The organism is Actinomadura barringtoniae (assembly GCF_017573505.1).
Taxonomy (GTDB): Bacteria; Actinomycetota; Actinomycetes; order Streptosporangiales; family Streptosporangiaceae; genus Spirillospora; species Spirillospora barringtoniae.
The window spans coordinates 116,821-140,531 of the sequence record NZ_JAGEOJ010000027.1; the positions used below are offsets into that span (position 1 = coordinate 116,821).

21 protein-coding genes are annotated in these 23,711 nt (G+C 70.6%); 8 read left to right on the plus strand and 13 right to left on the minus strand.

All coding sequences use genetic code 11. The annotated features are described in order from the left end of the window. Window positions 1-24 precede the first annotated feature (24 nt). From J4573_RS46455 to J4573_RS46470, 4 genes are read left to right on the plus strand one after another with little or no spacing between them, the layout of a single operon-like run. Window positions 25-615 (plus strand): hypothetical protein, encoded by a 591-nt coding sequence (locus J4573_RS46455; protein ID WP_208262821.1) that lies wholly within the window; start codon window positions 25-27, stop codon window positions 613-615. Continuing rightward, the gene (locus tag J4573_RS46460) at window positions 612-1,655 is read left to right on the plus strand and encodes a peptidoglycan-binding protein (protein WP_208262822.1); all 1,044 of its coding nucleotides are present in this window, start codon (window positions 612-614) and stop codon (window positions 1,653-1,655) included. The genes J4573_RS46455 and J4573_RS46460 overlap by 4 nt, the downstream gene beginning before the upstream one ends. Further along, complete coding sequence (locus J4573_RS46465; protein WP_208262823.1) at window positions 1,652-2,347, plus strand: ABC transporter ATP-binding protein; 696 nt, start codon at window positions 1,652-1,654, stop codon at window positions 2,345-2,347. Before J4573_RS46460 ends, J4573_RS46465 begins: the two co-directional genes overlap by 4 nt. Further along, window positions 2,344-3,621, plus strand: coding sequence for an ABC transporter permease (locus J4573_RS46470; RefSeq protein ID WP_243774685.1), 1,278 nt, complete (start codon window positions 2,344-2,346; stop codon window positions 3,619-3,621). Before J4573_RS46465 ends, J4573_RS46470 begins: the two co-directional genes overlap by 4 nt. Window positions 3,622-3,838: 217 nt before the next feature. On the opposite strand, the gene J4573_RS46475 is transcribed toward J4573_RS46470, so the two are convergent. From J4573_RS46475 to J4573_RS46530, 12 genes are all read right to left on the minus strand, one after another. Beyond that, window positions 3,839-4,807, minus strand: coding sequence for a LysR family transcriptional regulator (locus tag J4573_RS46475; RefSeq protein WP_208262824.1), 969 nt, complete (start codon window positions 4,805-4,807; stop codon window positions 3,839-3,841). Window positions 4,808-4,893: 86 nt separating this feature from the next. Further along, window positions 4,894-5,568, minus strand: a complete 675-nt coding sequence (locus tag J4573_RS46480) for a Crp/Fnr family transcriptional regulator (RefSeq protein ID WP_208262825.1) — start codon at window positions 5,566-5,568, stop codon at window positions 4,894-4,896. 347 nt (window positions 5,569-5,915) lie between these two features. Next, complete coding sequence (locus J4573_RS46485; protein WP_208262826.1) at window positions 5,916-6,686, minus strand: succinate dehydrogenase/fumarate reductase iron-sulfur subunit; 771 nt, start codon at window positions 6,684-6,686, stop codon at window positions 5,916-5,918. Continuing rightward, window positions 6,683-8,593: a fumarate reductase/succinate dehydrogenase flavoprotein subunit gene (locus J4573_RS46490; protein ID WP_208262827.1), complete on the minus strand. Its 1,911-nt coding sequence runs from the start codon at window positions 8,591-8,593 to the stop codon at window positions 6,683-6,685. The genes J4573_RS46485 and J4573_RS46490 overlap by 4 nt, the downstream gene beginning before the upstream one ends. Window positions 8,594-8,606: 13 nt before the next feature. Further along, window positions 8,607-9,437 carry a succinate dehydrogenase subunit SdhC gene (gene sdhC / locus J4573_RS46495; protein ID WP_208262828.1) on the minus strand — a complete coding sequence of 277 codons (831 nt, stop codon included), beginning with the start codon at window positions 9,435-9,437 and terminating at the stop codon, window positions 8,607-8,609. 363 nt (window positions 9,438-9,800) lie between these two features. Continuing rightward, window positions 9,801-10,916 carry a 2-hydroxyacid dehydrogenase gene (locus J4573_RS46500; RefSeq protein WP_208262829.1) on the minus strand — a complete coding sequence of 372 codons (1,116 nt, stop codon included), beginning with the start codon at window positions 10,914-10,916 and terminating at the stop codon, window positions 9,801-9,803. A gap of 103 nt (window positions 10,917-11,019) precedes the next feature. Next, the gene (locus tag J4573_RS46505) at window positions 11,020-11,646 is read right to left on the minus strand and encodes a histidine phosphatase family protein (RefSeq protein ID WP_208262830.1); all 627 of its coding nucleotides are present in this window, start codon (window positions 11,644-11,646) and stop codon (window positions 11,020-11,022) included. Then, on the minus strand, window positions 11,643-13,133 hold the full coding sequence (locus J4573_RS56485) for an FGGY-family carbohydrate kinase (RefSeq protein ID WP_208262831.1): 1,491 nt from the start codon (window positions 13,131-13,133) through the stop codon (window positions 11,643-11,645). The genes J4573_RS46505 and J4573_RS56485 overlap by 4 nt, the downstream gene beginning before the upstream one ends. Then, complete coding sequence (locus J4573_RS46515; protein WP_208262832.1) at window positions 13,130-14,638, minus strand: FGGY-family carbohydrate kinase; 1,509 nt, start codon at window positions 14,636-14,638, stop codon at window positions 13,130-13,132. Before J4573_RS46515 ends, J4573_RS56485 begins: the two co-directional genes overlap by 4 nt. Before the next feature lie 37 nt (window positions 14,639-14,675). Further along, entirely contained in the window at window positions 14,676-15,932 is a 1,257-nt protein-coding gene (locus J4573_RS46520) for a sugar ABC transporter permease (protein ID WP_208262833.1), read from the minus strand. Continuing rightward, the gene (locus J4573_RS46525) at window positions 15,929-16,873 is read right to left on the minus strand and encodes an ATP-binding cassette domain-containing protein (RefSeq protein ID WP_208262834.1); all 945 of its coding nucleotides are present in this window, start codon (window positions 16,871-16,873) and stop codon (window positions 15,929-15,931) included. The genes J4573_RS46520 and J4573_RS46525 overlap by 4 nt, the downstream gene beginning before the upstream one ends. Then, a complete protein-coding gene (locus tag J4573_RS46530) occupies window positions 16,873-17,925 on the minus strand; it encodes an ABC transporter substrate-binding protein (RefSeq protein WP_208262835.1) in 1,053 nt (350 codons plus the stop codon). Before J4573_RS46530 ends, J4573_RS46525 begins: the two co-directional genes overlap by 1 nt. Window positions 17,926-18,186: 261 nt before the next feature. Here J4573_RS46530 and J4573_RS46535 point away from each other — a divergent pair, with 261 nt between their 5' ends. Continuing rightward, entirely contained in the window at window positions 18,187-19,056 is an 870-nt protein-coding gene (locus J4573_RS46535; protein WP_243774686.1) for a DeoR/GlpR family DNA-binding transcription regulator, read from the plus strand. Between the two features lie 373 nt (window positions 19,057-19,429). Here the strand turns inward: J4573_RS46535 and J4573_RS46540 are convergent, their stop codons facing one another. Next, complete coding sequence (locus J4573_RS46540) at window positions 19,430-20,140, minus strand: helix-turn-helix domain-containing protein (RefSeq protein ID WP_208262837.1); 711 nt, start codon at window positions 20,138-20,140, stop codon at window positions 19,430-19,432. A gap of 138 nt (window positions 20,141-20,278) precedes the next feature. On the opposite strand from J4573_RS46540, the gene J4573_RS46545 reads away from it, so the two are divergent. Genes J4573_RS46545 through J4573_RS46555 form a run of 3 tightly spaced genes read left to right on the plus strand, consistent with a single transcriptional unit; the run spans window position 20,279 to window position 23,042 of the window. Further along, a complete protein-coding gene (locus tag J4573_RS46545; RefSeq protein ID WP_208262838.1) occupies window positions 20,279-20,827 on the plus strand; it encodes a hypothetical protein in 549 nt (182 codons plus the stop codon). A 2-nt stretch (window positions 20,828-20,829) separates the two neighbouring features. Beyond that, window positions 20,830-21,414, plus strand: coding sequence for an OmpA family protein (locus J4573_RS46550; protein WP_208262839.1), 585 nt, complete (start codon window positions 20,830-20,832; stop codon window positions 21,412-21,414). 59 nt (window positions 21,415-21,473) lie between these two features. Further along, window positions 21,474-23,042 (plus strand): OmpA family protein, encoded by a 1,569-nt coding sequence (locus J4573_RS46555; RefSeq protein WP_208262840.1) that lies wholly within the window; start codon window positions 21,474-21,476, stop codon window positions 23,040-23,042. Window positions 23,043-23,711 lie beyond the last annotated feature (669 nt).

Here is a 23,711-nt window from a genome sequence, read left to right on the forward strand (position 1 = left end):
GCGGAAAGACGAGGAGATCGAGCGATGCGACGACAAAGCTTCGCGGTGCTGGCGCTGGTGCCGGCGCTCGCGCTGGGCCTGGGGGCCTGCGGCAACGGGAAGAACGGCGCGACGGGCAGTGCCACGGCCAAGGCGGCGAGTGACGCCGACAAGATGCGCCAGTACGCCAAGTGCATGCGCGACAACGGAATCAACATGCCCGACCCCGAGGTCGACGCCAACGGCAACATCAGGATGAAGATGAATGGCCCCGCGAAGGGCGGGCCGCCTCCCGCGGACATGGACGCCAAGATGAAGGCCGCCGAGGACAAGTGCAAGCACCTCCAGCCGAACGGCGGCAAGCCCAAGAAGCTCAACGCCCAGGAACTCGCCCAGATGCGCAACATGGCCAAGTGCATGCGCGAGCACGGCGTGAACATGCCCGACCCCGACCCGAACGGCGGCGGGATCAAGATGACCAAGCGCGGGAGCGCCGGGGGCGGCCCGCAGACCAACTCCGACGGCGGCGGTGACGTCGATCCCGAGAGCTCGACGTTCAAGGCCGCCCAGAAGGCCTGCGCCAAGTACGACCCCAAGGGTGGCGGCGGCGTGAGCACCAGCCGGAGCGGGGGATGAACAGGACGCGCGCCGCGGTCCTGAGCGCCGTCGGGGTGGCCGTGGTCGGCGGCGCGGGCCTCGCGACCGCCGGTCTCGGCGGCGGGAACGAGCCTGCCGCGACGCACAGCTCGCTGCCGCCCGCGACCGCCAAGGTCGAGCGGACGACGCTGGTGGAGACCAAGTCGGTCGACGGCACGATCGCCTACGGCGGCACGAGCACCGCGACCGGCGCCGGCCACGGGACGATCACCTGGCTGGCCTCGCCCGGCGCGGTGCTGCACCGCGGCCAGTCCGCCTACCGGATCGACAACCATCCGGTGCCGCTGGTGTACGGGTCGCTGCCGCTGTACCGGACGCTGTCCACCGGCACCAAGGGCACCGACGTGGAGCAGTTCGAGGAGAACCTCGCGGCCCTCGGCTACAGCGGCTTCACGGTCGACAAGACCTACAGCTCGGCCACCGCCGACGCCGTCAAGCGCTGGCAGGACGACCTCGGCGTCACCGAGACCGGCAAGATCGAGCCCGGCGCGGTGATGGTCGTGCCGGAGGAGATCCGGATCGGCGACCGGAAGGCCAACGTCGGCGACAAGGTGGGCGGGCCGGTCCTCACCTACACCGGGACGACCCGCGTGGTGACCGTGCCGCTGGACGTGAAGTACCAGCGGCTGGTCAAGAAGGGCCGCGATGTCGAGATCGTGCTGCCCGACGAGAGCACCACCAAGGGCACCATCACCAAGGTCGGCAAGGTGGCCAAGGAGGGCCAGGGCGACAACCCGACCACGATCGACGTCACGGTCGCGGTCCGCCGCCAGCGCTCGCTCGGCAACTACGACAAGGCGCCGGTGGAGGTCCACTTCACCAGCAGCCGGCACGCCGACGTGCTGGCCGTGCCGATCGGCGCGCTGGTCGCGCAGGCGGGCGGCGGCTACGGCGTCCAGGTGGTGGAGAACGGCACGGTCCGCACGGTCAAGGTCGAGACCGGCGCGTTCACCGGCGGCCAGGTCGAGGTCTCGGGGGACGGCCTGCGCGAGGGCATGTCGGTGGGGGTGCCCAAATGACACCGGTCGTCGAGCTCCGGGAGGTCTCCAAGACCTATCCCGGGGACGTCACCGCGCTCGACACGGTGTCGCTGGCGATCGAACCGGGCGAGCTGGTCGCGATCGTGGGCCCGTCCGGCTCCGGCAAGTCGACCATGCTGCACCTGCTCGGGACGCTCGACCGTCCGAGCACGGGCACCGTCCTGGTGGAGGGGCGCGACGTGTCCCGGCTGTCGGACCGCCGCCTGTCGGCGCTGCGCGGCCGCCGGATCGGGTTCGTCTTCCAGCAGTTCCACCTGGCGAGCGGCGTCAGCGCGATCGACAACGTCGCCGACGGGTTGCTGTACGGCGGCGTACCACCGGCCGAGCGCCGCCGCCGGGCCCGCCGCGCGCTGGAACGCGTCGGCCTCGGCCACCGCCTGGACCACCGCCCGCACCAGCTGTCGGGCGGCGAGAAGCAGCGCGTGGCGATCGCCCGCGCGGTGGTCGGCGAGCCCGCCATGCTGCTGGCCGACGAGCCGACCGGCGCGCTGGACTCGGTCACCGGCGCCGGGGTGATCGACCTGCTCAGGGAGCTGGCGCGGGCCGGCACCACGGTCCTGCTGATCACGCACGACCGGGACATCGCCGCCCTGCTCCCCCGTCAGATCCAGCTGCACGACGGCCGCATCGTCCGGGACGAGCGCGCGCCGGTCGCGGAGGCCGCCCGATGAACCGTCCAATGATGCGCCGGGGCAAGCACAAGAGCGGCCCCGAGGCCGCCCTGGCCGCACGGCCTGCCGCCGCCGTTCCCAGCGGGCCGGAGGACGTGCCGGCCAGGCTCGGGCCGCGCGACGTGCTGCGGGTCGGCGCCGCCGGGCTGCGGGCCCGACCGCTGCGGGTCTTCCTGTCCGCGCTCGGCATCGCGATCGGGATCGCGGCCATGATCGGCGTGGTCGGCATCTCGACCTCAAGCCGCGCCCAGTTGCAGGCGACGCTGGACCGGCTCGGCACGAACCTGCTGACCGTGGCGCCCGGCAAGGACTTCTTCGGCGACGACGTCGAGATGCCCAAGGAGTCGGTCGGCATGATCGCCCGGATGCCCGGCGTGCTGTCGGGGTCGGGGACCGGCTCGATCGACGCCAAGGTCTACCGGAACGACCACATCCCCGATGGCGAGACGGGCGGGATCTCCGTTCAGGCGGCCAGGCTCGACCTGCCGCAGACGATCGGCCTGACCATGGCGGACGGCACCTGGCTGAACGCCGGGACCAGCCGCTACCCGGCCGTCGTGCTCGGTTCGGCGGCGGCCGAACGCCTCGGCGTCGCCACCCCGAACCAGCAGATCTGGCTCGGCGGGCAGTGGTTCACCGTGGTCGGGATCCTGGAGTCCAACGCGCTCGCGCCCGAGCTGGACTCGGCGGCGCTCGTCGGCTGGGACGTCGCGCAGACGCGCCTCGGCTTCGACGGGCACCCGACGACCATCTACACGCGGGCGAAGAAGGACCAGGTCGAGGCCGTACGGGAGCTGCTGGCCGCCACCGCCAACCCCGAGTCGCCGAACGAGATCGAGGTGAGCCGCCCGTCGGACGCGCTCGCCGCCGAGCAGGCGACCGACAAGGCGTTCACCGGCCTGCTGCTCGGCCTCGGCGGCGTGGCGCTGCTGGTCGGCGGCGTCGGCGTGGCCAACACGATGGTCATCTCGGTGCTGGAACGCCGCGCGGAGATCGGCCTGCGCCGCTCGCTCGGCGCCACGCGGGGGCAGATCCGGCTGCAGTTCCTCACCGAGTCGCAGCTGCTGGCCGCGCTCGGCGGGATAGGCGGGGTGGGTCTCGGCATCGTGGTGACGGCGATCTATGCCCTCAGCCAGGGCTGGCCCACCGTGGTACCGCCATGGGCGATGGCCGGTGGCGTGGTCGCGACCCTGTTCATCGGCGCGATCGCCGGCCTGTATCCGGCGGTGCGAGCCGCCCGCCTGGCCCCCACGGAGGCGCTCGCGACCCCCTAACCGCGCCGATCTTGCTCTCAGCGCCCTTTGCGGCCCCCCGAAAGGGCGCTGAGAGCAAGATCGGCGATGTGTCCCGCGCGGGTGGGGTCTCGTGGCGCTTCCGCCGAGGCGCGAGCGGGGCCCGCCCGCGCTTCCCAGCCCCGGCCGGGGTCCCGCTCCGCCGCCCACACCCCCGGCCGGGGCCTTTAACGTGCGGTGCTTCTGACGTGCGGTGCTTCTAACGTGCGGTGACCAGGGTTTCCACGCCTGCCGGGAGGCTGCCGGCCAGGCCCACCTCGACCAGGAAGGTCTCCAGGGTCTCCTGGAACGCGCGGGCGGCGTGGGTGAGGGCGACGTCCTTGCGGTGGGCCAGCGCGATGGTCCGCAGCAGCCCGGGGCCGGGCTGGCTGCGGTGCGCCTCGTCCGACACGACCAGCTCCGTGCCGCGCAGGGCGGGGCGTCCGGCCAGGACCATCGACGGTACGACCGCGATCCCGAGACCCGCCTCGACGAACCGCAGCACGGCGTCCATCTCGCCGCCCTCGACCGCGAACCGCGGCTCGAACCCGGCGGCGCGGCAGGCGTTGATGGTGGCCTCGCGCAGGTCATACCCGGAACGGAACATCACCAGCGGCCGGTTGCGCAGGTCCTCGATTCGCAGGTAGGAGCGGCGCGGGATGCCCGAGCCGCCCGCCGGGGACGCGACCACCAGGTGCTCGCGCAGGATCGGGGTGGTGTCCAGCGGCGGGTCGCCGACCAGCGGCAGGATCACCAGCGCCAGGTCGATCGAGCCGCGGGTCAGCTCGCGGACCAGGTCACGCGAGCCGCCCTCCTCGACGATCAGCTGAACTCCCGGGTAGCTGTCGTGGAAGCGGCGCAGCACGTCCGCGAGCAGCCCGGCGCACAGCGACGGTGTGGCACCGAGCCGTACCCGGCCGCGCCGCAGGCCTGCCAGCTCCTGGACCTCCAGGCGCGCGGTGTCGACGTCCGCCAGGATCCGCTTGGCGAGCGGCAGCAGCGCCTCGCCGGCCGGGGTGAGCGTGATGTTGCCGCGCGCACGGCTGAACAGCGACGCGCCGAGCTCGGTCTCCAGCGCGCGGATCTGCTTGGACAGCGAGGGCTGCGCGACGTGCAGGATCTCCGCCGCCTGGGTGAAGTGCCGTACCTCGGCGACGGCGACGAAGTACGCGAGCTGTTGCAGCTGCACGCTGTGTTCCACCCCCAATGACTAGCCCCCAGCCCCCGTAATAGCGTACGGCTATCGCCAGCGCACTCCCGATGCCGGGTCGGTCCTTACCTCGCGTGGCGGCGGAGCGCCTGCAGATCGTGCACGATGACGCTGCGGCGGCCGGTCTCGATCCAGCCGTGCGCGCGCAACGTTCGCAGCGCCTTGCTGACCGCCTCCCGGGACGCGCCGACCCAGCCCGCCAGCTCCTCCTGCGACAGGTTGAGCGTGATGCGGACGCTCTCGCGCTCGTGCGGAACGCCGAACCGTTCGGCCAGTTCGACCAGGCGCTGCGCCACCCGGCCGGTCGCGTCGAACATCCCGAACTCGATCCGCTTGCGGTCGGCGTCCCGCCACCGCTGGCACAGCGTCTGCATGATCAGGATGGAGACCCGGCCGTGCGCGCGCAGGAACCCCATGAACTCGTCCGCCGTGAGCGCGAGCGCCTGCGCGGGCTCCAGCGTCGCGACGGTCGCCGACCTGGGCAGACCATCGATCGCGGCCACCTCACCGAGCAGCGAGCCAGGCCCGCGTACGGCCAGCAGCGCCTCGCCGCCGTGCTCGCGGTAGGAGAACGCCTTGACCCGGCCCTTCAGCAGAACCGCGACCCAGTTGGTGGTCTCCCCCTCGCTGAACAGGATCTCTCCGCGGCCGAAGTCGCGGATCCGGCCCCGCCGCTCCAGTTCGGTGCGTTCGTCCGGAGTGAGGTCGGCGAGGAAGGAGCCGGGTTCCAGGACGGTCATATGAACAACGCTAGATGCCTGCGCCCGGAGCGCGAGTCCCCTGGGAATTACGAATGCGTCACGCGTTCTGTGTACTAATGCCTTTTCATCATCGCGGCGCGGGGTGATGGTAGATCGCGGCGCTGGCGGCCGCGGGGGCCGCCCGCGCCACTACGGCGTTCGGGGAACGGCGGCAAAGACGGGCGGCGGTGACGGGGGCACGCCGCCCGTCGGCGTACCCACAGGTTCTGCGAACGTCCACCACCGCACGTAATTGGGCGCACTCGTCCGCGTACACAAAAGACCCGTGTACGCGAAAGGGGCACGCAGCCTTTCGGCGTACGTGCCCCTAAAGCGCTATGGCGGCGTCAGGCGGACGGGGTGTCCTGCCCCTTCTTCACGATGCCGAGCTTGGAGCCGAGCCACACGATCGGGTCGTACTTCTTGCCCGCGACGCGCTCCTTCATCGGGATGAGCGCGTTGTCGGTGATCTTGATGTGCTCGGGGCAGACCTCGGTGCAGCACTTGGTGATGTTGCAGAAGCCGAGGCCGTGGTCCTCCTGGGCGATGTTCCGGCGGTCCTTCACGTCCGCCGGGTGCATCTCCAGCTCGGCGATCCGCATGAGGAAGCGCGGCCCGGCGAACTCGGGCTTGTTCTCCTCGTGGTCACGGATCACGTGGCAGACGTTGTTGCACAGGAAGCACTCGATGCACTTGCGGAACTCCTGCGAGCGCTCGACGTCCTCCTGCATCATCCGGAACTCGCCCGGCTTGGTGTCGCCGCCGTCGAACGCGGGGATCTGCCGCGCCTTCTCGTAGTTGAACGAGACGTCGGTGACCAGGTCGCGGATGACGGGGAACGTGCGGACCGGCGTGACCGTGATGGTCTCCTCCGGCTCGAACGTCGACATCCGCGTCATGCACATCAGCCGCGGCATGCCGTTCACCTCGGCCGAACAGGACCCGCACTTGCCGGCCTTGCAGTTCCACCGGACCGCCAGGTCGGGGGCCTGCGTCGCCTGCAGCCGGTGGATGATGTCGAGGACGACCTCGCCCTCGTTCACCTCGACGTCGTAGTCGACGAGCTCGCCGTCGCCGTCGTCGCCTCGCCAGACTTTGAACTTCGCCTCGTAGCTCACTTGGGCAGCTCCTCGTCCGTGAGGTACTTCTTCAGCTCGTCGTTCTCGAACAGGGTGATGAGGTCCTCGCGCATCGGCTCCATGGGCTGGTGCTTCAGCTCGACGCGGGCGTCGGCGCCCTCGCCGGTGAGGCGCAGCACGAGGTTGACCTTGCGCCACTCGGGGTCGGCCTTCGGGTAGTCCTCGCGGGTGTGGCCGCCGCGGCTCTCCTGCCGCTCCAGCGCGGCCTTGGCGACGCACTCCGACACGAGGAGCATGTTGCGCAGGTCGAGCGCGAGGTGCCAGCCGGGGTGGTAGCCGCGGCCGTCGTTCACCGCGACCGGCTCGACGCTGACGTTGGCGACCCGCTCGCGCAGCTTGTCGAGCGCCTCGAGCGCCTGCTCCAGCTCGCCCTCGCGGCGGATGATGCCGACCAGCTCGTTCATCGTGGTCTGCAGCTCGGCGTGCACGGCGTAGGGGTTCTCGCCGCCCTTGCGCTCGAACGGGGCGAGCGCCTCGGTCGTCGCCGCCTCGATCTCCTCCTCGGGGATCGCGGGCCGCGCGTCGCCGAGCCCGTCGATGTACTCCGAGGCGCCGAGCCCGGCGCGGCGGCCGAACACCAGCAGGTCGGTGAGCGAGTTGCCGCCGAGGCGGTTGGAGCCGTGCATGCCGCCCGAGCACTCGCCGGCCGCGAACAGGCCGGGCACCAGGGCCGCCCCGGTGTCGGGGTCGACCTCGACGCCGCCCATCACGTAGTGGCAGGTCGGGCCGACCTCCATGGCCTCCTTGGTGATGTCGACGTCGGCCAGCTCCATGAACTGGTGGTGCATCGCGGGCAGCCGCCGCTTGATCTCCTCGGCGCCGCCGGGCATCCGGCCGACGACGGTGAGGAAGACGCCGCCGGCGGGCGAGCCGCGGCCCGCCTTCACCTCGGAGTTGATCGCGCGGGCGACCTCGTCACGCGGCAGCAGCTCCGGCGGGCGCTTGTTGTGGTCCGGGTCGTCGTACCAGCGGTCCGCCTCCTCCTCGGTGGTGGCGTACTGCGCCTTGAAGACGTCCGGGATGTAGTCGAACATGAAGCGCTTGTCGTCGGAGTTCTTCAGGATCCCGCGGTCGCCGCGCACCGACTCGGTGACCAGGATGCCCTTGACCGACGGCGGCCAGACCATGCCGGTCGGGTGGAACTGGACGAACTCCATGTTGAGCAGCGAGGCGCCCGCCAGCAGCGCGAGCGAGTGGCCGTCGCCGGTGTACTCCCAGGAGTTGGAGGTCACCTTGAAGGCCTTGCCGATGCCGCCGGTCGCCAGCACGACCGCCGGGGCCTCGAAGACGACGAACTTGCCGGTCTCGCGGACGTAGGCGAACACGCCGGAGATCGCGCCGTCGCCGTCCAGCAGCAGCCGGGTGACGGTCGTCTCGGCCCACACCTTCAGGCGGGCGTCGTAGTCGCCGTGCTCGGCGTGGTCCTCCTGCTGCAGCGAGACGATCTTCTGCTGGGCGGTGCGGATCAGCTCCAGGCCCGTACGGTCGCCGACGTGCGCCAGGCGCGGGTACTCGTGACCGCCGAAGTTGCGCTGGCTGATCTTGCCTTCCTTGGTGCGGTCGAAGAGCGCACCCCAGGCCTCCAGCTCCCAGACGCGGTCCGGCGCCTCCTTGGCGTGCAGCTCGGCCATCCGCCAGCTGTTGAGGAACTTGCCGCCGCGCATGGTGTCGCGGAAGTGGACCTGCCAGTTGTCGTTGGGGTTGACGTTCCCCATGGCGGCCGCGGCGCCGCCCTCGGCCATCACCGTGTGGGCCTTGCCGAACAGCGACTTGGAGATGATCGCGGTCTTCTTGCCCTGCATGCGGGCCTCGATGGCCGCGCGCAGGCCGGCACCGCCGGCGCCGATCACGACGACGTCGTACGAATGCCTTTCGATCTCAGTCATGATCCAGGGACCCCTAGTTGATGATGCGCAGGTCGGAGATGGTGGAGCTGGCCACCAGCGCCACGTACAGGTCGGCGACCACCAGCGAGCCCAGGGTGATCAGCGCGTACGTGCCGTGCTTCTGGTTCAGCTTGGAGACCACGCCCCACATCCAGTAGCGCACCGGGTGCTTGGAGAAGTTCTTCAGCCGGCCGCCGACGATGTGGCGGCACGAGTGGCACGACAGCGTGTAGATCCACAGCAGCACCACGTTCGCCCACAGGATGATCGTGCCGAGGCCGATGCCGAAGCCGCCGTCCTCGCCGTGGAAGGCGCGGATCGCGTCCCAGGTGTTGATCAGGGAGATGAGGAACGCGGCGATCCAGAAGTAGCGGTGCAGGTTCTGCCCGATGAGCGGGAAGCGGCGCTCGCCGGTGTACTTGCCGTGCGGCTCGCGGACCCCGCAGGCCTGCGGCGACGCCCAGAACGCCCGGTAGTAGGCCTTCCGGTAGTAGTAGCAGGTGAGGCGGAACAGCAGCAGGAACGGCAGGGAGAGCGCCGCGAACGGGATCCATCCCCGGGTCGCCGCCGGCAGGAACGTACCGAACTCCGCCGCGTCGCCCGTGTGCCCGTCGACCGTCACGTTGTTGCAGATGTCGTTCAGGCAGGGCGAGTAGAACGGCGTGAGGTAGTGATACTGCGGGACGAAGAAGGCGGCCCCCCAGAACGCCCGGATCGTCGCGTAGACCACCCACGCCGTGAAGATCACGAAGGTCGTGATCGGATACAGGCGCCAGTTGTCCTTGCGGAGCGTACGTTCCTTGATCTGGGCGCGCGATTTGGTCGGCGCCTCCACAGTGCTCATCGATCGCTCTCCTGAGCTCGGGTCATCGGGTCCCCGTACCACGGTCGAGCGCACTCATCCCGCCGTGAACCACTTGGCCGTTCGCGCCACGGCCGGGCGCAGACGGGGATGACCGGCGTCGCCGGTGCCGACCGTGTCAGGTGCGGACCGTGACGCCGCGTGTGCGCTTCCAGCGAAGCGACCCTACGCCACCAGCCTTGCACTGTGACATACATAACAGCCAGGCCGAGCTGTGACCCTGACCACAGCGTTTAGGGGTCCGCGAGCACCCCACGCGACATCACCAGCGATGATGGTCTGGCGGAATCGAGACAAGCGTGTTAGGGCATCGCCAGGTGTCGCGTTTTGCGAGGTAAGTCCTGCCTAACTTCCGGCGGCCTGACTTCCGGCGGCCTGACTTTCGGCCGCCTGACTTCCGGCCGCCTCCGGGTTGGCGCAGTGTGCGAGTGCCTCGCCCTCGAGATGGCGGCGCACGTCGGCGGCGAGGATCGCGGCGGCCTTGTGGGCGGTCTGCTTGCTCGCGCCGGCCAGGTGCGGGGTCATCACGATCCCGGGCGTGGTGAGGAGCCGGGAGCCTGCGGGGATGGGCTCCTCGGGGAAGACGTCGAACGCGGCCGCGAACAGGTGACCCGAGTCGAGCGCGTCGCACACCGCGTCGTAGTCGACCAGCGCGCCGCGCGCGCAGTTGACCAGCACGGCGCCGTCCGGCATCGCCGCGATCTGCTCGGCGCCGATCAGCCCCTTGGTCTCGGGGGTCGCACGGGCGTGCAGGGTGACGATCGACGAACGCCGGAGCAGTTCGTCCAGCGGAACGAGCGTGGCGTTGCCGTCGAGATGGTCGACGTACGGGTCGTACACCAGGACCTCGGCGCCGAAGCCCTCCAGCATCCGCGCCACCTTGCGGCCGATCGCGCCGTAGCCGACCAGCCCGACCGTGCCGCCCTCGATCTCCGGACCGACCTGGTCGTAGCGGTAGTAGTCGCCGCGCCAGCGGCCCGCGGCCAGGTCGGCGTGCGTCGCGGGAATGCGGCGTACGGCGGCCAGCATCATGCCGAGGGTGTGCTCGGCGGTGGCCGTCGCGTTCCGGCCCGGCGCGAACGTCACCAGCACGCCGTGCTCGGTCGCGGCCTCCAGGTTGGCGTTCACCGGGCCGCCGCGGCCGACGCCGAACAGCCGCAGCCGCGGCGCCGCCTCCAGGATCTTGCGGGTGAGCGGCGCCATCTCCGTCAGGCAGATGTCCACGCCGTCCAGCGCCTCGATCATGGTGGCCTCGTCGCCGGACGCCTCGACCACCTCGCCGACCGGGCCGAACGGGGTGACCGGCCACGGCAGCGTCAGCTCGGTGAACTCCAGCGGCACGTCGAGGCCCGGCCGTCCGGCGACCTCTCTGTTCAGGGCCGCGATGAGGAGGTCGTTCCGGACGAAGTGGTCGCCGGCGACGAGGACGCGGACGGGCTCGGCGCGGACGGGCTCGGTCATGGTGCCGCCTTGTCTGGACTGAGGAGGGAGGAACGACTGACGAGGGAAGACAAGGCGTCGACGCGCCATGCCCCGGAGCGGCGGAGCCGCGACAATGAGCACGTCATGTGGTCTCCAGCGGCTCCGGGCAGAGCCGGTCGACGGGCGTGTTGAACTCCAGGACCGAGACGTGGCCGGGCTGGAGCTGGATCTCGGTGATGGCGCAGTTGCGCAGGTTCGGGAAGAGCCGCCGGTACTCGCTGAGCGGCACGCCCATGAGGTGGCAGAGCGCGAGCCTGATGGCGGTCGTGTGCGCGACGACCAGGACGCGGCCGTCGGGGTGCAGGTCGCCGATGTGGCGCAGGCAGTCGGTGAAGCGTTCCACCGCCTCGGCCGGGTCCTCGCCGCCCGGGAAGTGGTCGCGCACCGGGTCGCGGCGGAACGCGGCGAGGACCTTCGGGTTCATCTCGCGGGTGGTGAGACCCTCGACAGCACCGAAGTCCAGCTCGCGCAGCCGCGCGTCCACGTGATGCTCGACGCCGGCCTCCTTGGCACAGATCTCACCGGTGAGGCGGGCGCGGCTGAGCTGGGACGACCACACGGCGGCGAGGTCGGCGCGCGCCGCCCAGGCGGCGAGCTGCCGGGCCTGCGCGATGCCGCGCGAGGTGAGCGCCACGTCGCTGACGCCGGCGTAGCGGTTCTCCTTGTGCCACTCGGACTCGCCGTGGCGAGCCAGTACGAGGCGGGTCATCCAGTGGTCCTCTTCCGAACGTGGGCGGCGGTCGCGGGCGGCAGCCAGCCTCGGCTCTCCAGCTCCCCGACCAACCGCAGGTAGGCATCGTCATGAGCGGAACCGGCGGCACCGAGCGTGGCGCCCGGCTCGACGGTCTCCCTGACTCTGACCATCCGCGCGGCGGCCTCGCCCGGGTCGAGACCGGAAGCGGCCGCGAGGACCGCCATGCCCAGGGCAGGCTCGGCGTTCTCGGGGATGTCGAGCGGGCGGCCGAGGACGTCGGCGCGCAGCTGGTTCCAGGAGGCGCTCTTGGTGCCGCCGCCGGTCAGCACGATCCGCCCGCCCAGCGGTGCGCCGAGCAGGTCGAGGTGGTCGTAGGCGAGCCGTTCGATGAACGCGACGCCTTGCAGGACCGCCGCGTAGCGTTCGGCGTCGTCGCGCGGGGTGCCGAGGACGAACGGGCGGGCCTGCGGGGCGACGAACGGGAAGCGTTCCCCGTCGGAGACGAGCGGGTAGGCGATCACGCCGGTGTCCGCGTAGCGGCGCGCCTCGTTCTCCAGCGCAGCCAGGTCCCGGTCGCCGAAGTCGCGGGCGACGGCCCCGGCGCCGGTGGACGAGGCGCCGCCCGGGAGCCAGGTGCCGTTGGGCGCCTTGTGGGAGTAGACCGCGCCCTGCGGGTCGTGCAGGAGGTCGCGCGTGACGCCCTTGAGGACGAGCGTCGTGCCGAGGACGGAGTTCCAGCTGCCCGCGTCGACCACGCCGGCGCCGAGCTGCGCGGCGCAGCCGTCGGTCATCCCGGCGTAGACCGGCGTGCCGGCCGGGATCCCGGTCGCCTCGGCCGCGTCGTTGGAAACGTTTCCAAGTGGCGCGCCGGACCGTACGAGCGGCGGGAGGAGGCCGCCCGGGACGCCGAGGGCCGACATGACCTCGTGCGGCCAGTCCTCGGTGATGAGGTCGGCGCCGGTCTTCAGCGCCGTGCTCAGGTCGGTGGCGACGTCGTGGCCGACCAGGCGCCGGTTGATGAAGTCGGTCTGCATCGCCAGGCGCGCGCCGCGTACGAGGGTGGGCCGGCGGCGCAGGAGCCAGAGCAGCTTGGGGAGCGCCCAGACCGCCTGCATCCGGCCGTAGCCGAGCTTGGACCAGACGGCCTCGCCGGCCTCGTTGACCCGTTCGGCCTCTGCGGCGGCGCGGCCGTCGTCGTACATGAGGCCGGGTGTGAGGGGCTGGCCTGCGGAGTCGATGAGCAGGACCGTGCCGGAGGTTCCGTCCACGGCGACGCCCTGCACGGCGTCCTTGGGTACGTCGGTGAGCGCTGTCGCGCAGGCTTTGCTGACCGCGCGCCACCACTCTTCTGGGTCTTGCTCGTGGCGGGCCTGGTCACGCCTGCTGGTGAGCCGGTGCGTGCCCGCGCCGACGATGTGACCGTCGTCGGTCACCGCGAGGGCGCGCACGCTCTGCGTTCCCAGGTCGATGCCGAGCCATACGTCCCCCGATGTGTACGTCACGCGCCCCCGACCTCCTTGGAACGGTCCCGGAGCGCTGCCAGCCGTGGGCCCTGCTCGCGGATGTCGTTCCTCAGCACCTGAACGTCGGCGAACAGTCCATCGTAGAAAGCGGTGTGCGCGGTGTCGGGCTCGAACGTGTCCTGCATGGTCACGTACGAGGCGACGGCGTCCTCGACGCGTTCGACGCGGCCGGTCTGCGCGAGGCCGACCAGGAACGCGCCGCGCGCGCCGGGCTCGGCGTCGGCCGAACGCAGCACGGGCAGCCCGGTGACGTCGGCGATCAGCTGCGCCCAGACCGTGCTGGACGAGCCGCCGCCGCAGATGCGCAGCTCGGTCGGCTGCGCCTGCGTGGCGGTCAGGCAGTCGCGGATCACCAGGCTCAGTCCTTCGAGGACGGCCTGCGCGATGTCCTCGCGGCGATGCTCGAACGAGAGGCCGATGAAGCCGCCTCTGACCAGGGGGTCCAGGAAGGGTGCCCGTTCACCGGCGGGAGACAGGTAGGGCAGGAAGACCAGGCCGCCCGCGCCGGGACGCGCCTGGGTGGCGAGCTCGGCGACCTCGGCCGGATGCGACATCCCGAGCAGGTCGCACGCCCACTGGATGACGTCGCCGCCCGCGAGCGTGGGGAACGCGCGCAGGTAGCGGCCCGGCAGGCCGAGCGCGATCGTGAACCCGGTGGGCTCGCCGTCGGTGGACACGCCCTCGGTCACGGCCTGCGTGCACAGGGTCGTTCCGAGGACGCTGCACGCGTGGCCGGGGCTGACCGTTCCGCAGCCGATCGAGGTCGAGGCGATGTCGTACGGGGCCATCACGACCGGGGTTCCGGCGGGAACGCCCAGGCGGGCGGCGGCCTGCTTGGTCAGCTCGCCCGTCCGCTGGTCGTCGGGGACGACGGGCGGGAGCAGGCGCCGGGCCCAGGGCAGCCCGTACAGCGCGAGCAGCTCGTCGGAGTAGGCGCGGGCGCGGATGTCGGTGAACGGCGCGGACGCGTCGGAGCTGTCGACGGCGACCCGCCCGGTCAGCCGCGAGAAGATCCATCCGCCGCAGGTGAGCGCGGCCGCCGAACGTTCCACACGCGCGGGCTCGTTGGCGGCGAGCCACGTGAGGATCGCGCTCGGCAGGCCGGGGAACGGCATCGAACCGTTCAGCCGGAACGCCTCCCGGGCCACGCCCGCCGCATCCCACTCGCGGACGACGTCGGCCGCGCGCCCGTCGTTCCACAGGATCGCCGGGCCGGTCGGCTCGCCCGCGCCGTCCACCAGCCACAGCCCGTCGCCCTGCGCGGTCAGGCTGATCAGGTCGACCGGCTCGTCCAGCCGCCGCACGACCTGGCCGACCGTCGCGGCGACGCTGTCCCAGGCCAGGTGCATGTCCTGCTCGGCCCACCCGGGGCGGGGCCGGTCCAGCGGCACCGGCTGACGCGCGACCACCGCCTCCTTGCCGGTGCCGTCGTAGCCGACCGCCTTGATCATGGTCGTGCCCGCGTCGACGCAGACCACTGCCATGGGTGGTTCCCTCCTGGATGTCGAGCTGTGCGGGTTGTCAGGCTCGTCCGTGCGAGGCGCGCGACTTCCTGGCCACCGAGTCGAGGATCACGGCGAGCAGGAGGACGATGCCGGTCACGGTGAAGCGGTAGGCCGAGTCCAGGTTCAGCAGCGTCAGCCCGCTGGAGATGGACTGGATCACCAGGATCCCCAGCAGCGACGCGTACGCGCTCCCACGCCCGCCGAACAGGCTCGTCCCACCGATGACGACGGCCGCGATGGCGTTCAGGTTGACGTCCCCGCCGCCGCTGCTCTGGTTGGCCGCGGCCAGGCGTGCCGCCGCCAGGACGCCGCCGAACGCGGCGAGCGACGTACCGAGGACGAACACCGAGGTGTAGACGGCGCGGACGTTGATGCCGGCGCGGCGCGCGGCCTCCACGTTGCCGCCGACCGCGAACACCGACTTGCCCCACTTGGTACGGGTGAGCGCGTAGTTGAGGAGGATGACGAGCGCGACGAACAGCACGAACATCCAGCCGATCCCGCGTCCGTCCTGGTAGAGGTACCAGACCACGGCCGCCGACCCGATCAGCAGCGCGACGCTGCGTACCGCCAGCGCGGCGGTCGAGGTCGCCGACAGCTTCGCCCGGCGGCGCTCGCGCGCGCCGAGGTAGCCGGTGGCGAACAGCCCGGCCGCGATGACCGCGGCGAGGACGTACGACAGCCACTCGGGCACGAACTTCAGCTGCGCGAACGTCACCAGGCCCGAGTCGAACGGCAGGTTGATCGAGCCGTCCTTGCCGAGCACCTTCAGCTGGATGCCGAGGAAGGCCAGGAGTCCGGCGAGCGTGATGACGAAGCTCGGGACGCCGAACCGGATGAAGACCTGCGCGTACACCAGCCCGATCAGCGCGCCCATCGCCACCGCCGCGATCACCGCCAGCCACGGCGACCAGCCCTGGTCGACGAACAGCACGGCCGTGACCGCCGACGACAATCCGCTCACCGAACCGACGGACAAGTCGATCTGGCCGGTGAGCAGCACGCAGACCAGGCCGAGCGAGATCACGCCGACCGGGACGCTCTCCATGAGCAGGTTGCCCAGGTTGGCGCTCGACAGGAAGTTGTCGTTCAGGATCTGGAAGACGATCCCGATGACGACCAGGCCGAGGATGACCGGCAGCAGCCCGAGGTCCCCGCCGCGTACGCGCGACAGCGTCGCCTGCAGCGCCCCGCGCAGCCCGGCCGTCTGCCGGAGCCGCTCGTCCTGCAGGTCGGTGGCCACCGCGGCGGCGGGTGAGGTCAGATCCGTCATGACCGCTCGTCCCTTTCATTGGCGGCATCATCAGCGGACACACCGTCCGCAACGGCGGCCGCGTCGTCGCCCGCGTCCGCACGTTCGGCAGACGCGCCGTCGGGCACGTCGTCCGCGGCGGTAGCCGGCGCCTCTGTCCCGCGGGCGGCGCGGCGGGAGACCACGTTGTCGGTGGCGCCGGTGATCGCCGCGATGATGTCCTCGTTCGAGACGTCCTTGACCGCGAAGACGCCGTTGTTGCGGCCGAGGCGGAGGACCGCGACGGTGTCGGCGACGGCCCGCACGTCCGGCATGCTGTGGCTGATCATGATCACCGCGTGGCCGTTGTCGCGGAGCCGTTCCACCAGGTTCAGCACCTCGGCGGTCTGCGCGACGCCGAGCGCGGCGGTCGGCTCGTCCAGGATCACGACCTTGGGGTCGCCCAGCAGCGAACGCGCGATCGCGACGGTCTGCCGCTGGCCGCCCGACAGCGAGGCGATCGGGATGCGCAGCGTCGGCAGCTTCGCCGACAGCTGGCGCAGCAGCTCCCAGGACTTGACCTCCATCGCGACCGAGTCCAGGCGGGCCGGGCGGATCTCCTGGCCGAGGAACAGGTTCTCGATCACGTTGAGGTTCTCGCAGAGCGCCAGGTCCTGGTAGACGGTCGCGATGCCGAGCCGCTGCGCCGCCGCCGGGTTCTGGATGGTCACCCGCTCGCCCTGGAACGTGATGGTTCCGGAGTCCGCGGTGTGCACCCCGGACAGGACCTTCACCAGCGTCGACTTGCCGGCGCCGTTGTCGCCGACCAGCGCGAGCACCTCGCCCGCCGACACCTCCAGGTCGATGTCGGTCAGCGCGGCGACCGCGCCGAACGTCTTGGAGATGGCGCGCAGGCTGAGGATCGGACCGGCCGCGGCCTTGTCCACCTTGGCGGTCGTCGTGGAGCTCGAGGCCGCGCTCATTACTTCAGCCCGAGCTTGTCGCAGTCGGCCTTGTACTCGGCGGTGCAGATGTCGGCGACCTTCAGCGCGAAGCCCGGCTCGCTGACGACCTTGGCCACGTTGTCCTTGGTGACGACGGTCGGGATGAACAGCTGCGACGGGGTGTCGAACAGCGTCGCCTTGCCGGCCGGCTTCTTGCCCTGCGCGAACTGGTAGGCGATGTCCGCCGCCGCCTCGGCGACGATCTTGATGGGCTTGGAGATGGTGTTGTACTGGTCGCCCTTGATCACGCGCTGGATCGCGGCGAGCTCGGCGTCGTTCCCGGTCACCGGCGGTACGGGCTTCACGCCGGCGGCCTTGAACGCGGCGATGCTGCCGCCGCCGGTGCCGTCGTTGGCGGCGACCACGCCGGCGATCTGCCCCTTGAACTGCGTGACCTGACCGGCGACCCAGTTCTGCGCCTTGGTCGGGTCCCAGCCCGGGGTGTCGTACTCGGCGAGCAGCTTGAAGCCGCTGGAGTCCACCGAGCTGTGGATGCCCTTCTTGATCAGGCCCGCGGCCGCGTCGGTCGGCGAGCCGTTGACCTCCAGGATCCCGCCCTCGGCCTTGGTGGCCTTCAGGTGGTCGACCAGCGACTGCGCGATCGAGGAGCCGATCTTCTCGTTGTCGAACGAGACGTAGTAGTCGGCCTTGGCCTTCGGGATCGGCCGATCGTAGGCGATGATCGGGACGTTCCGGGACTTGGCCGAGTTGACGATCGTCGCGGCCGCCGCGGAGTCCACCGGGTCGATCACAATGGCCTTGACGCCCTGCGCGAGCATCGAGTCGGCCTGCTGCTGTTGCTTGGCCGCGTCCGAGCCGGCGTTCTGGTAGAGCACCTCGCAGTCGTCACAGAGCTGCTTGACCTTCGCCTTGAACAGCGGAGCGTCGAACAGCTCGTAGCGGGTGGAGGCGATGTCGGGCATCAGGAACGCGATCTTCTCCCCGCCCTTGTCCGACGAGTTGCAGGCGCTGACCGTGGTGAGCGCGACGGCCGAGGCCGCCAGCGCGGCCGACAGGCGAAGGGCCTTCATCTGAGCACTCCTTGGGGGTGTACGAGTCCCGCGTGTTATGGGGCGTTTCACCGCGGTTGCACCCGTCCGCCCGTTAACGGGCGTTTCCGCGATGTTAAGAAGCTAACATTTGGGAACGTGACAACGTCAAGACTTGTAACACCCATCTCGGACAGGATGTGATGTAACCGTGATCCAGCTGCCCCTCCGCCGCGGTGTTACGTTCGAGCCGGCCTGTCACTGATGGACGCGATCGGTGCACGACCTCCGGAAGGAACCGCGTTGTCGACCAACGAAGGCCCCCAGGCCACCGACGAGGCGTCCCCCCAGGCCCCCGAGCCCACCCAAGGCGAGTCGGGTCAAGCGTCGGGGGCGGGTCAGCCGCTACGCGTACGACAGCGCAGACAGCAGATCCGGCAGCGCGTGACGCAGGAGGGCTTCGTCCGCATCGACTCGCTGGCCGAGGGCCTCGACGTCAGCATCATGACGATCCACCGCGACCTCGACGTTCTGGAAAGCGAAGGCTGGCTGCGCAAGGTCAGGGGCGGCGCCACCGCCCAGCCCTCGGCCTTTCACCACGGCGACGTCGCGTACCGCGCTCAGGTCATGGCCGATGCCAAGCAAAACCTGGCCCAGGCCGCGCTGGAGTTCGTCACGCCGGGCTCATCGGTCCTGGTCGACGAGAGCACCACCTGCCTGGCCCTGGCCGCCCGCCTCCCCGAGCTCGAGCCCCTCACCGTCATCACCAACTCGATGGCGGTCCTCAAGCTCCTCGCCACCGACCAGGGCATCGACCTCATCGGCCTGGGCGGCGCGTACTACCCGGCCTACGACGCCTTCCTGGGCCTCCGTACGTCCGAGGCCATCCAGTCCCTCCGCGCCGACATCCTCTTCATGTCCACGACCGCGGTGACCAGCGGTTTCTGTTACCACCAGTCGCAGGAGACCGTCGCCGTCAAGCGCGCCCTCATGCAGGCCGCCGCGCAGCGCATCCTCATCATCGACCACACCAAGTTCGCCAAGCACGGCCTGCACCAGCTGGCTCCCCTGTCGGACTTCGACACCGTCATCGTCGATGCCGGCGCCGCTGAACGAGACCTGGCCCCGCTACGCGCCCAAGGCGTCAACCTCCACGTGGTCACCACCGACTAGCCCCGCACCACCCCACGAACGTTCAGCCCCCGGATCAGCCGCACACGCCGACTCCCACGCGACGCCCCAGGGTCAGCCGAACGCACATTCAGCCTCGGGTCAGCCGCACACACCGCGCCCGCCCCGCGCCCACGCGGCACCGCAAGGCCGACCGAACGCACGGTCAACCTCGGGCCAGCCTGCACACGCCAGCGCTCACGCGCGCCGCGAGGCCAGCCGAACCCACGGGCAATCCCGAGCCAACCGCACACACCGCGCCGACGCGAGGCCGGACGCACGTTCACTCTCGCGAGGCCGAACGGCAGCACGCCTTAGAGACCACAATCGGGCGCGCGCAATTCACATTCTGATGTGAGATTTAACAGTCGGCTGCTCAGCCACGTCCCATCGTGCGCTGGAAGTGGGCCTCGGCCTCGCTCGTACGGCCGTTGCCGTAGACGCGCAGCAACTCGGCGAGCTCAGGGAAGTCGTTCTCCACGAGCGCCGAGGCCGCCTCTATCTCCGAGGCCGACGCCACCGCGCGCAAAAGGCTCTGCAGCGTCCGAGCAGGCGACATCACCACCTGAACAGGCCCACCGACCACGCCCGCACGAGAACCGGACCCAGCGCCGCCACCCCGTCCGCCGCCACCCGACGACGCCACCGCCTCGTCCGCCGCGCGTTCCTCGGCCATCGCCTCCCCCGCGGCCAGGTGGTCCTCAAGGCGTTCGGCCAGCGAACGTTCGATCGGCGAGGCGCTGTTCTGCGCCAGGCGCACGCCCGAGGTGGTCGTGGCCGTCTCGGCGCGGATCCGGCGGAGCATCTCCTCCAGCTCGCCTTCGCGCAGGTCGTCCAGCCCGGGATCGGCCGCGAGCTCCTCGACCGCCAGCAGCCGGTTGATCACCGCCGGGTTGCTGATCTTGGCCCGCTGCCCCGACATCAGCTGCGACAGCATCGGCGCCGACAGCCCGAGCACCGAGGCGAGGCTCGCCTGCGAGAGCCCCAGGCGATCGAGCAGGCGCCGGAACCGGTCGACCAGGGGCTCGCCGTACCACTGGGACTGCAGCGCCCGATTGCGCGCGACGGTGTCTTCGGCCACGGTCACGTTAACCCCTTGACGATTCGCATTTGCAAATACTATGTTCTCGTTTGCACAGCATCACCCGACACCGGATCCATGGTGCCACGGCCGGAGCGATTTGCATATGCGACGGACCGGGCGGCCACACGAAAGGAAGATCGCATGCGCATCTCACAGCGCGCGGCCGCCGCCGCGGCCACGCTCGCACTGCTCACCGCGGGCACCTCGACGGCCTGCTCCCCGTTCGGCGACGACTCGGGCGACAAGGGCGGCAACGGCACGGCCGCCAACTCGGTCGCCAAGGGCCACCCTTCGGTGTCCAACCCCGGCAAGCTGATCATCCAGACCACCGCCGACTCCACCATGGGCAAGGTCGACCTCGGCATCGCCGGCCTGACCGTTCGCGGCAAGCTCGCCAACCTGGTCGTCTCGCTCACCCCGCACGTGGACGCGGGCGGCGACACCCCGACCCTCTTCCGGCTGAACGGCTCGAACGACGCCTCGCTGCTCGACACCGTCAACCTCAAGCGCTACGTCGTGGTCCACGACTCCGACAACAACACCCTCGGGCCTGACCTGCACGGCGATCTGAAGAACAACGCCGCCAACACCCTCAACTTCGTCTTCGCCGCCCCGCCCGACAACGTGAAGGCCGTCGACGTGCAGATCGGCAAGTTCCCGATCTTCCGCGACGTGCCGATCGGACGCTGACCATGAGACGCCCCCTCACCCTCACCGCCGCGCTCCTGGCCCTGCTCTCCGTCCCCTCCATCGCGAACGCCGACCCGAACGTCCCCGACGCCAACCTGGCCAAGTCGATCCTGGACGTCAAAGCAGGCGAGGCCGCCTTCGACGTGAAGACCTCCGCCGCCGTCCTCGACCTCCGCACCGCCGACTCGATCAAGCCGCTAGAGGAGGAACAGACCAAGGGCTCGCAGGTCACCGTGAGCCTGTCCGCAGACGTCCTGTTCGACTTCAACAAGGCGACCCTCACCCCCACCGCCAAACGACGCATCGCCGCCCTCGCCCCTCGCCTCCGCGACGCGTCCGGCACCGTCCAGGTCTCCGGCCACTCCGACGCGATCGGCGCCCCCGCCTACAACCTCACCCTCTCCCGCCAACGAGCCGAGGCCGTCAAGGCCGAACTCCTGACCGTCCTGGCCGCCACCAACACCCGCATCAACGCCCAAGGCTTCGGCGAGACCAAGCCCGTAGCCCCCAACAAGATCGGCGACAAGGACAACCCCGACGGCCGAGCCAAGAACCGCCGCGTCGAGGTCTCCTTCCAGAAGAGCTGACCACCACAGGCCGCCTCACCATCTCCCCCCGGCAGCGCTGGACCGGAAAGGTAAGCCGCATGCGCCGCACAAGGACGATCCGCACCACCGCCGTGGCCGCAGTCCTGATCCTGCTCGCGGGCTGCAGTTCACCGAGCGAAGCCAAGCCCGAGGGAAAGACCGCAGCGCCCCCGAAATACACCGGCCCGCTCACCAAGGAGGCGTGGTCCGGCCTGCCCGCCTCCCATTCGCGAATCGAGATGAAGCAGATCGAGCGGTACGCCGACCACTCCGTCCTGCGCTTCTACGTCACCGACCTCGAACGCGAGCCGCGCACCATCGCGTTCTCCACCGGCATGGCCGGCATGGGCAAGCTCGACCTCAAGCTGATCGATCCGCTCGGCCACAAGGCGTACTTCCCCCTCTACGACAAGGACGGCACCGGCGACACGGTCGGCAGCCAGACGTGGCCGCAGTCCAACGCCCCCGGCGTGCGGTACGAGACGCTGCTGCATTTCCCGCCGATCCCCAAGGACGTCCGCTCCCTCACCGTCATCGCCCCGACGACCGCCGGCGAGTTCACCAGCGTCCCGGTCGTCGACGGCACCGGCTCGGGCGGCCCGTCCGCACCGATCGTCGGCGACAACCCCACGCCCGGAAGCACCGTCGCCTGGCCCCTGCGCACCGTCGTCGGCAAAGCACCCGCCTGGGTCGTCGACATGTACGGCCTCACCGAGGGCACCGTGAAGTCGACCAGCACCAGCAACAGCGAGGAGAAGATCGGCCTGCGCACCGACGTGCTGTTCGACTTCGACAAGGCGACCCTGACCGCCAAGGCCAAGTCCGTCCTGGACGACGTCGCGGCCGAGACCCGCGCCAAGGCCGATCCCACCAAGCCGCCGGTCATCATCACCGGCCACACCGACGGCAAGGGCGCCCACGACTACAACCAGCGCCTGTCCGAGGACCGCGCCCAGGCCGTGCTCAAGGAGCTTCAAACCCGCCTGGGCACCGACTACCGGTACCGAGCCGAGGGCAAGGGCGACACCCAGCCCATCGCCAAGGAGGGCGGCCCCGACGACGACCAGGCCCGCGCGAAGAACCGCCGCGTAGAAATCTCCTACCAGCTCAAACAACAGAAGACCCAAACCACGACCACCACCACCCGCGCACCCCAGGAGCAGAAGACCACCGGCGGCGCCCCGGCCCCGTTCCACCCCACCGACGGCGCCACCATCGCCACCCGCACCACCGAGGGCGTGGTCTTCGGCTCCCACATCAAACGCCGCTTCGACCTCAAGCCGTTCTACCGAGACGGCGCCTACCTGGTCGCGGTCTTCGACATCACCAACCTCGGCCCCGGCGAACTGGTCCGCCCCGTCACCGGCTACACCGGCAACAACGGCGGCGCCTTCGGATCGTTCGGCGTGATCGACCCGGCCACCGGCACCCTCTACAAGAGCGTCCGCCTAGGCCCCGAGGACGGCGTCACCCGCCGCTACGCCGACCAGGACACCTCCGTCATCAACAACGCCCCCAACACCACCAACCGAGGCTTCTTCTACCTCCCCGCACCCCCGCCCACCGTCAAGACCGTCACCTTCGACGCAGGCATCTTCGGCAAGATCCAGAACGTCCCCCTCCCCTAACCCCATCCACCCTGAGGATCGTCCGGCCCGTCCCAAGCCCAACCTGCCCACCAGGCCGAGCCCCCGCCCATCTCTGACCCGCCGAGGGCGCGCTCCGAAGTCTCCCCCTGACCGGGCCAGACCGACCGCACCACCAAGCCCAGCACCCAAACCACGCTGGGCGCTGGCCTCCCCAGACGCACGCCCCCAGACCGCCCGCACTTCCAGGCCTTCTCCCGCCTCCGAGCCGCCCACCCTCCAAGCCACCCGACCGCCACGCCACCCGATCAGCCAAGCCACCGGCCTCCTGGCCACGCGACAGTCCAGGCCAGCCGGCCTCCAGGTCGCCGCCCGCTTCCGGGGGCGCCCGACTTCCAAGCTGCCCGACCGCCCAGGCCGCCGCCCCGGCCACTCAACTTCCAAGCCACCCGAACGTCCAGGCCGCCGGCCCCTGGGCCACCCGAACGTCCGGGCCTCCGACCGCCCAGGGACGGGCTCATGGACAGAGCGGTACGGGTTGGGCTGCGGCGCGGGGGCGCGCTAGGGCGGGAGGTTGTTGGGGGCGGGGCGTCTTGGGGGCGTGCCGTTTGAGGGGCAGGGCCTGTTGGGGGCGCGGCCTGCTGGGAGCCCGGCGGGTCAGGGCGGGCGGGTCAGGAGCGCGGCAGGTCAGGAGCGCGGCGCGTCAGGAGC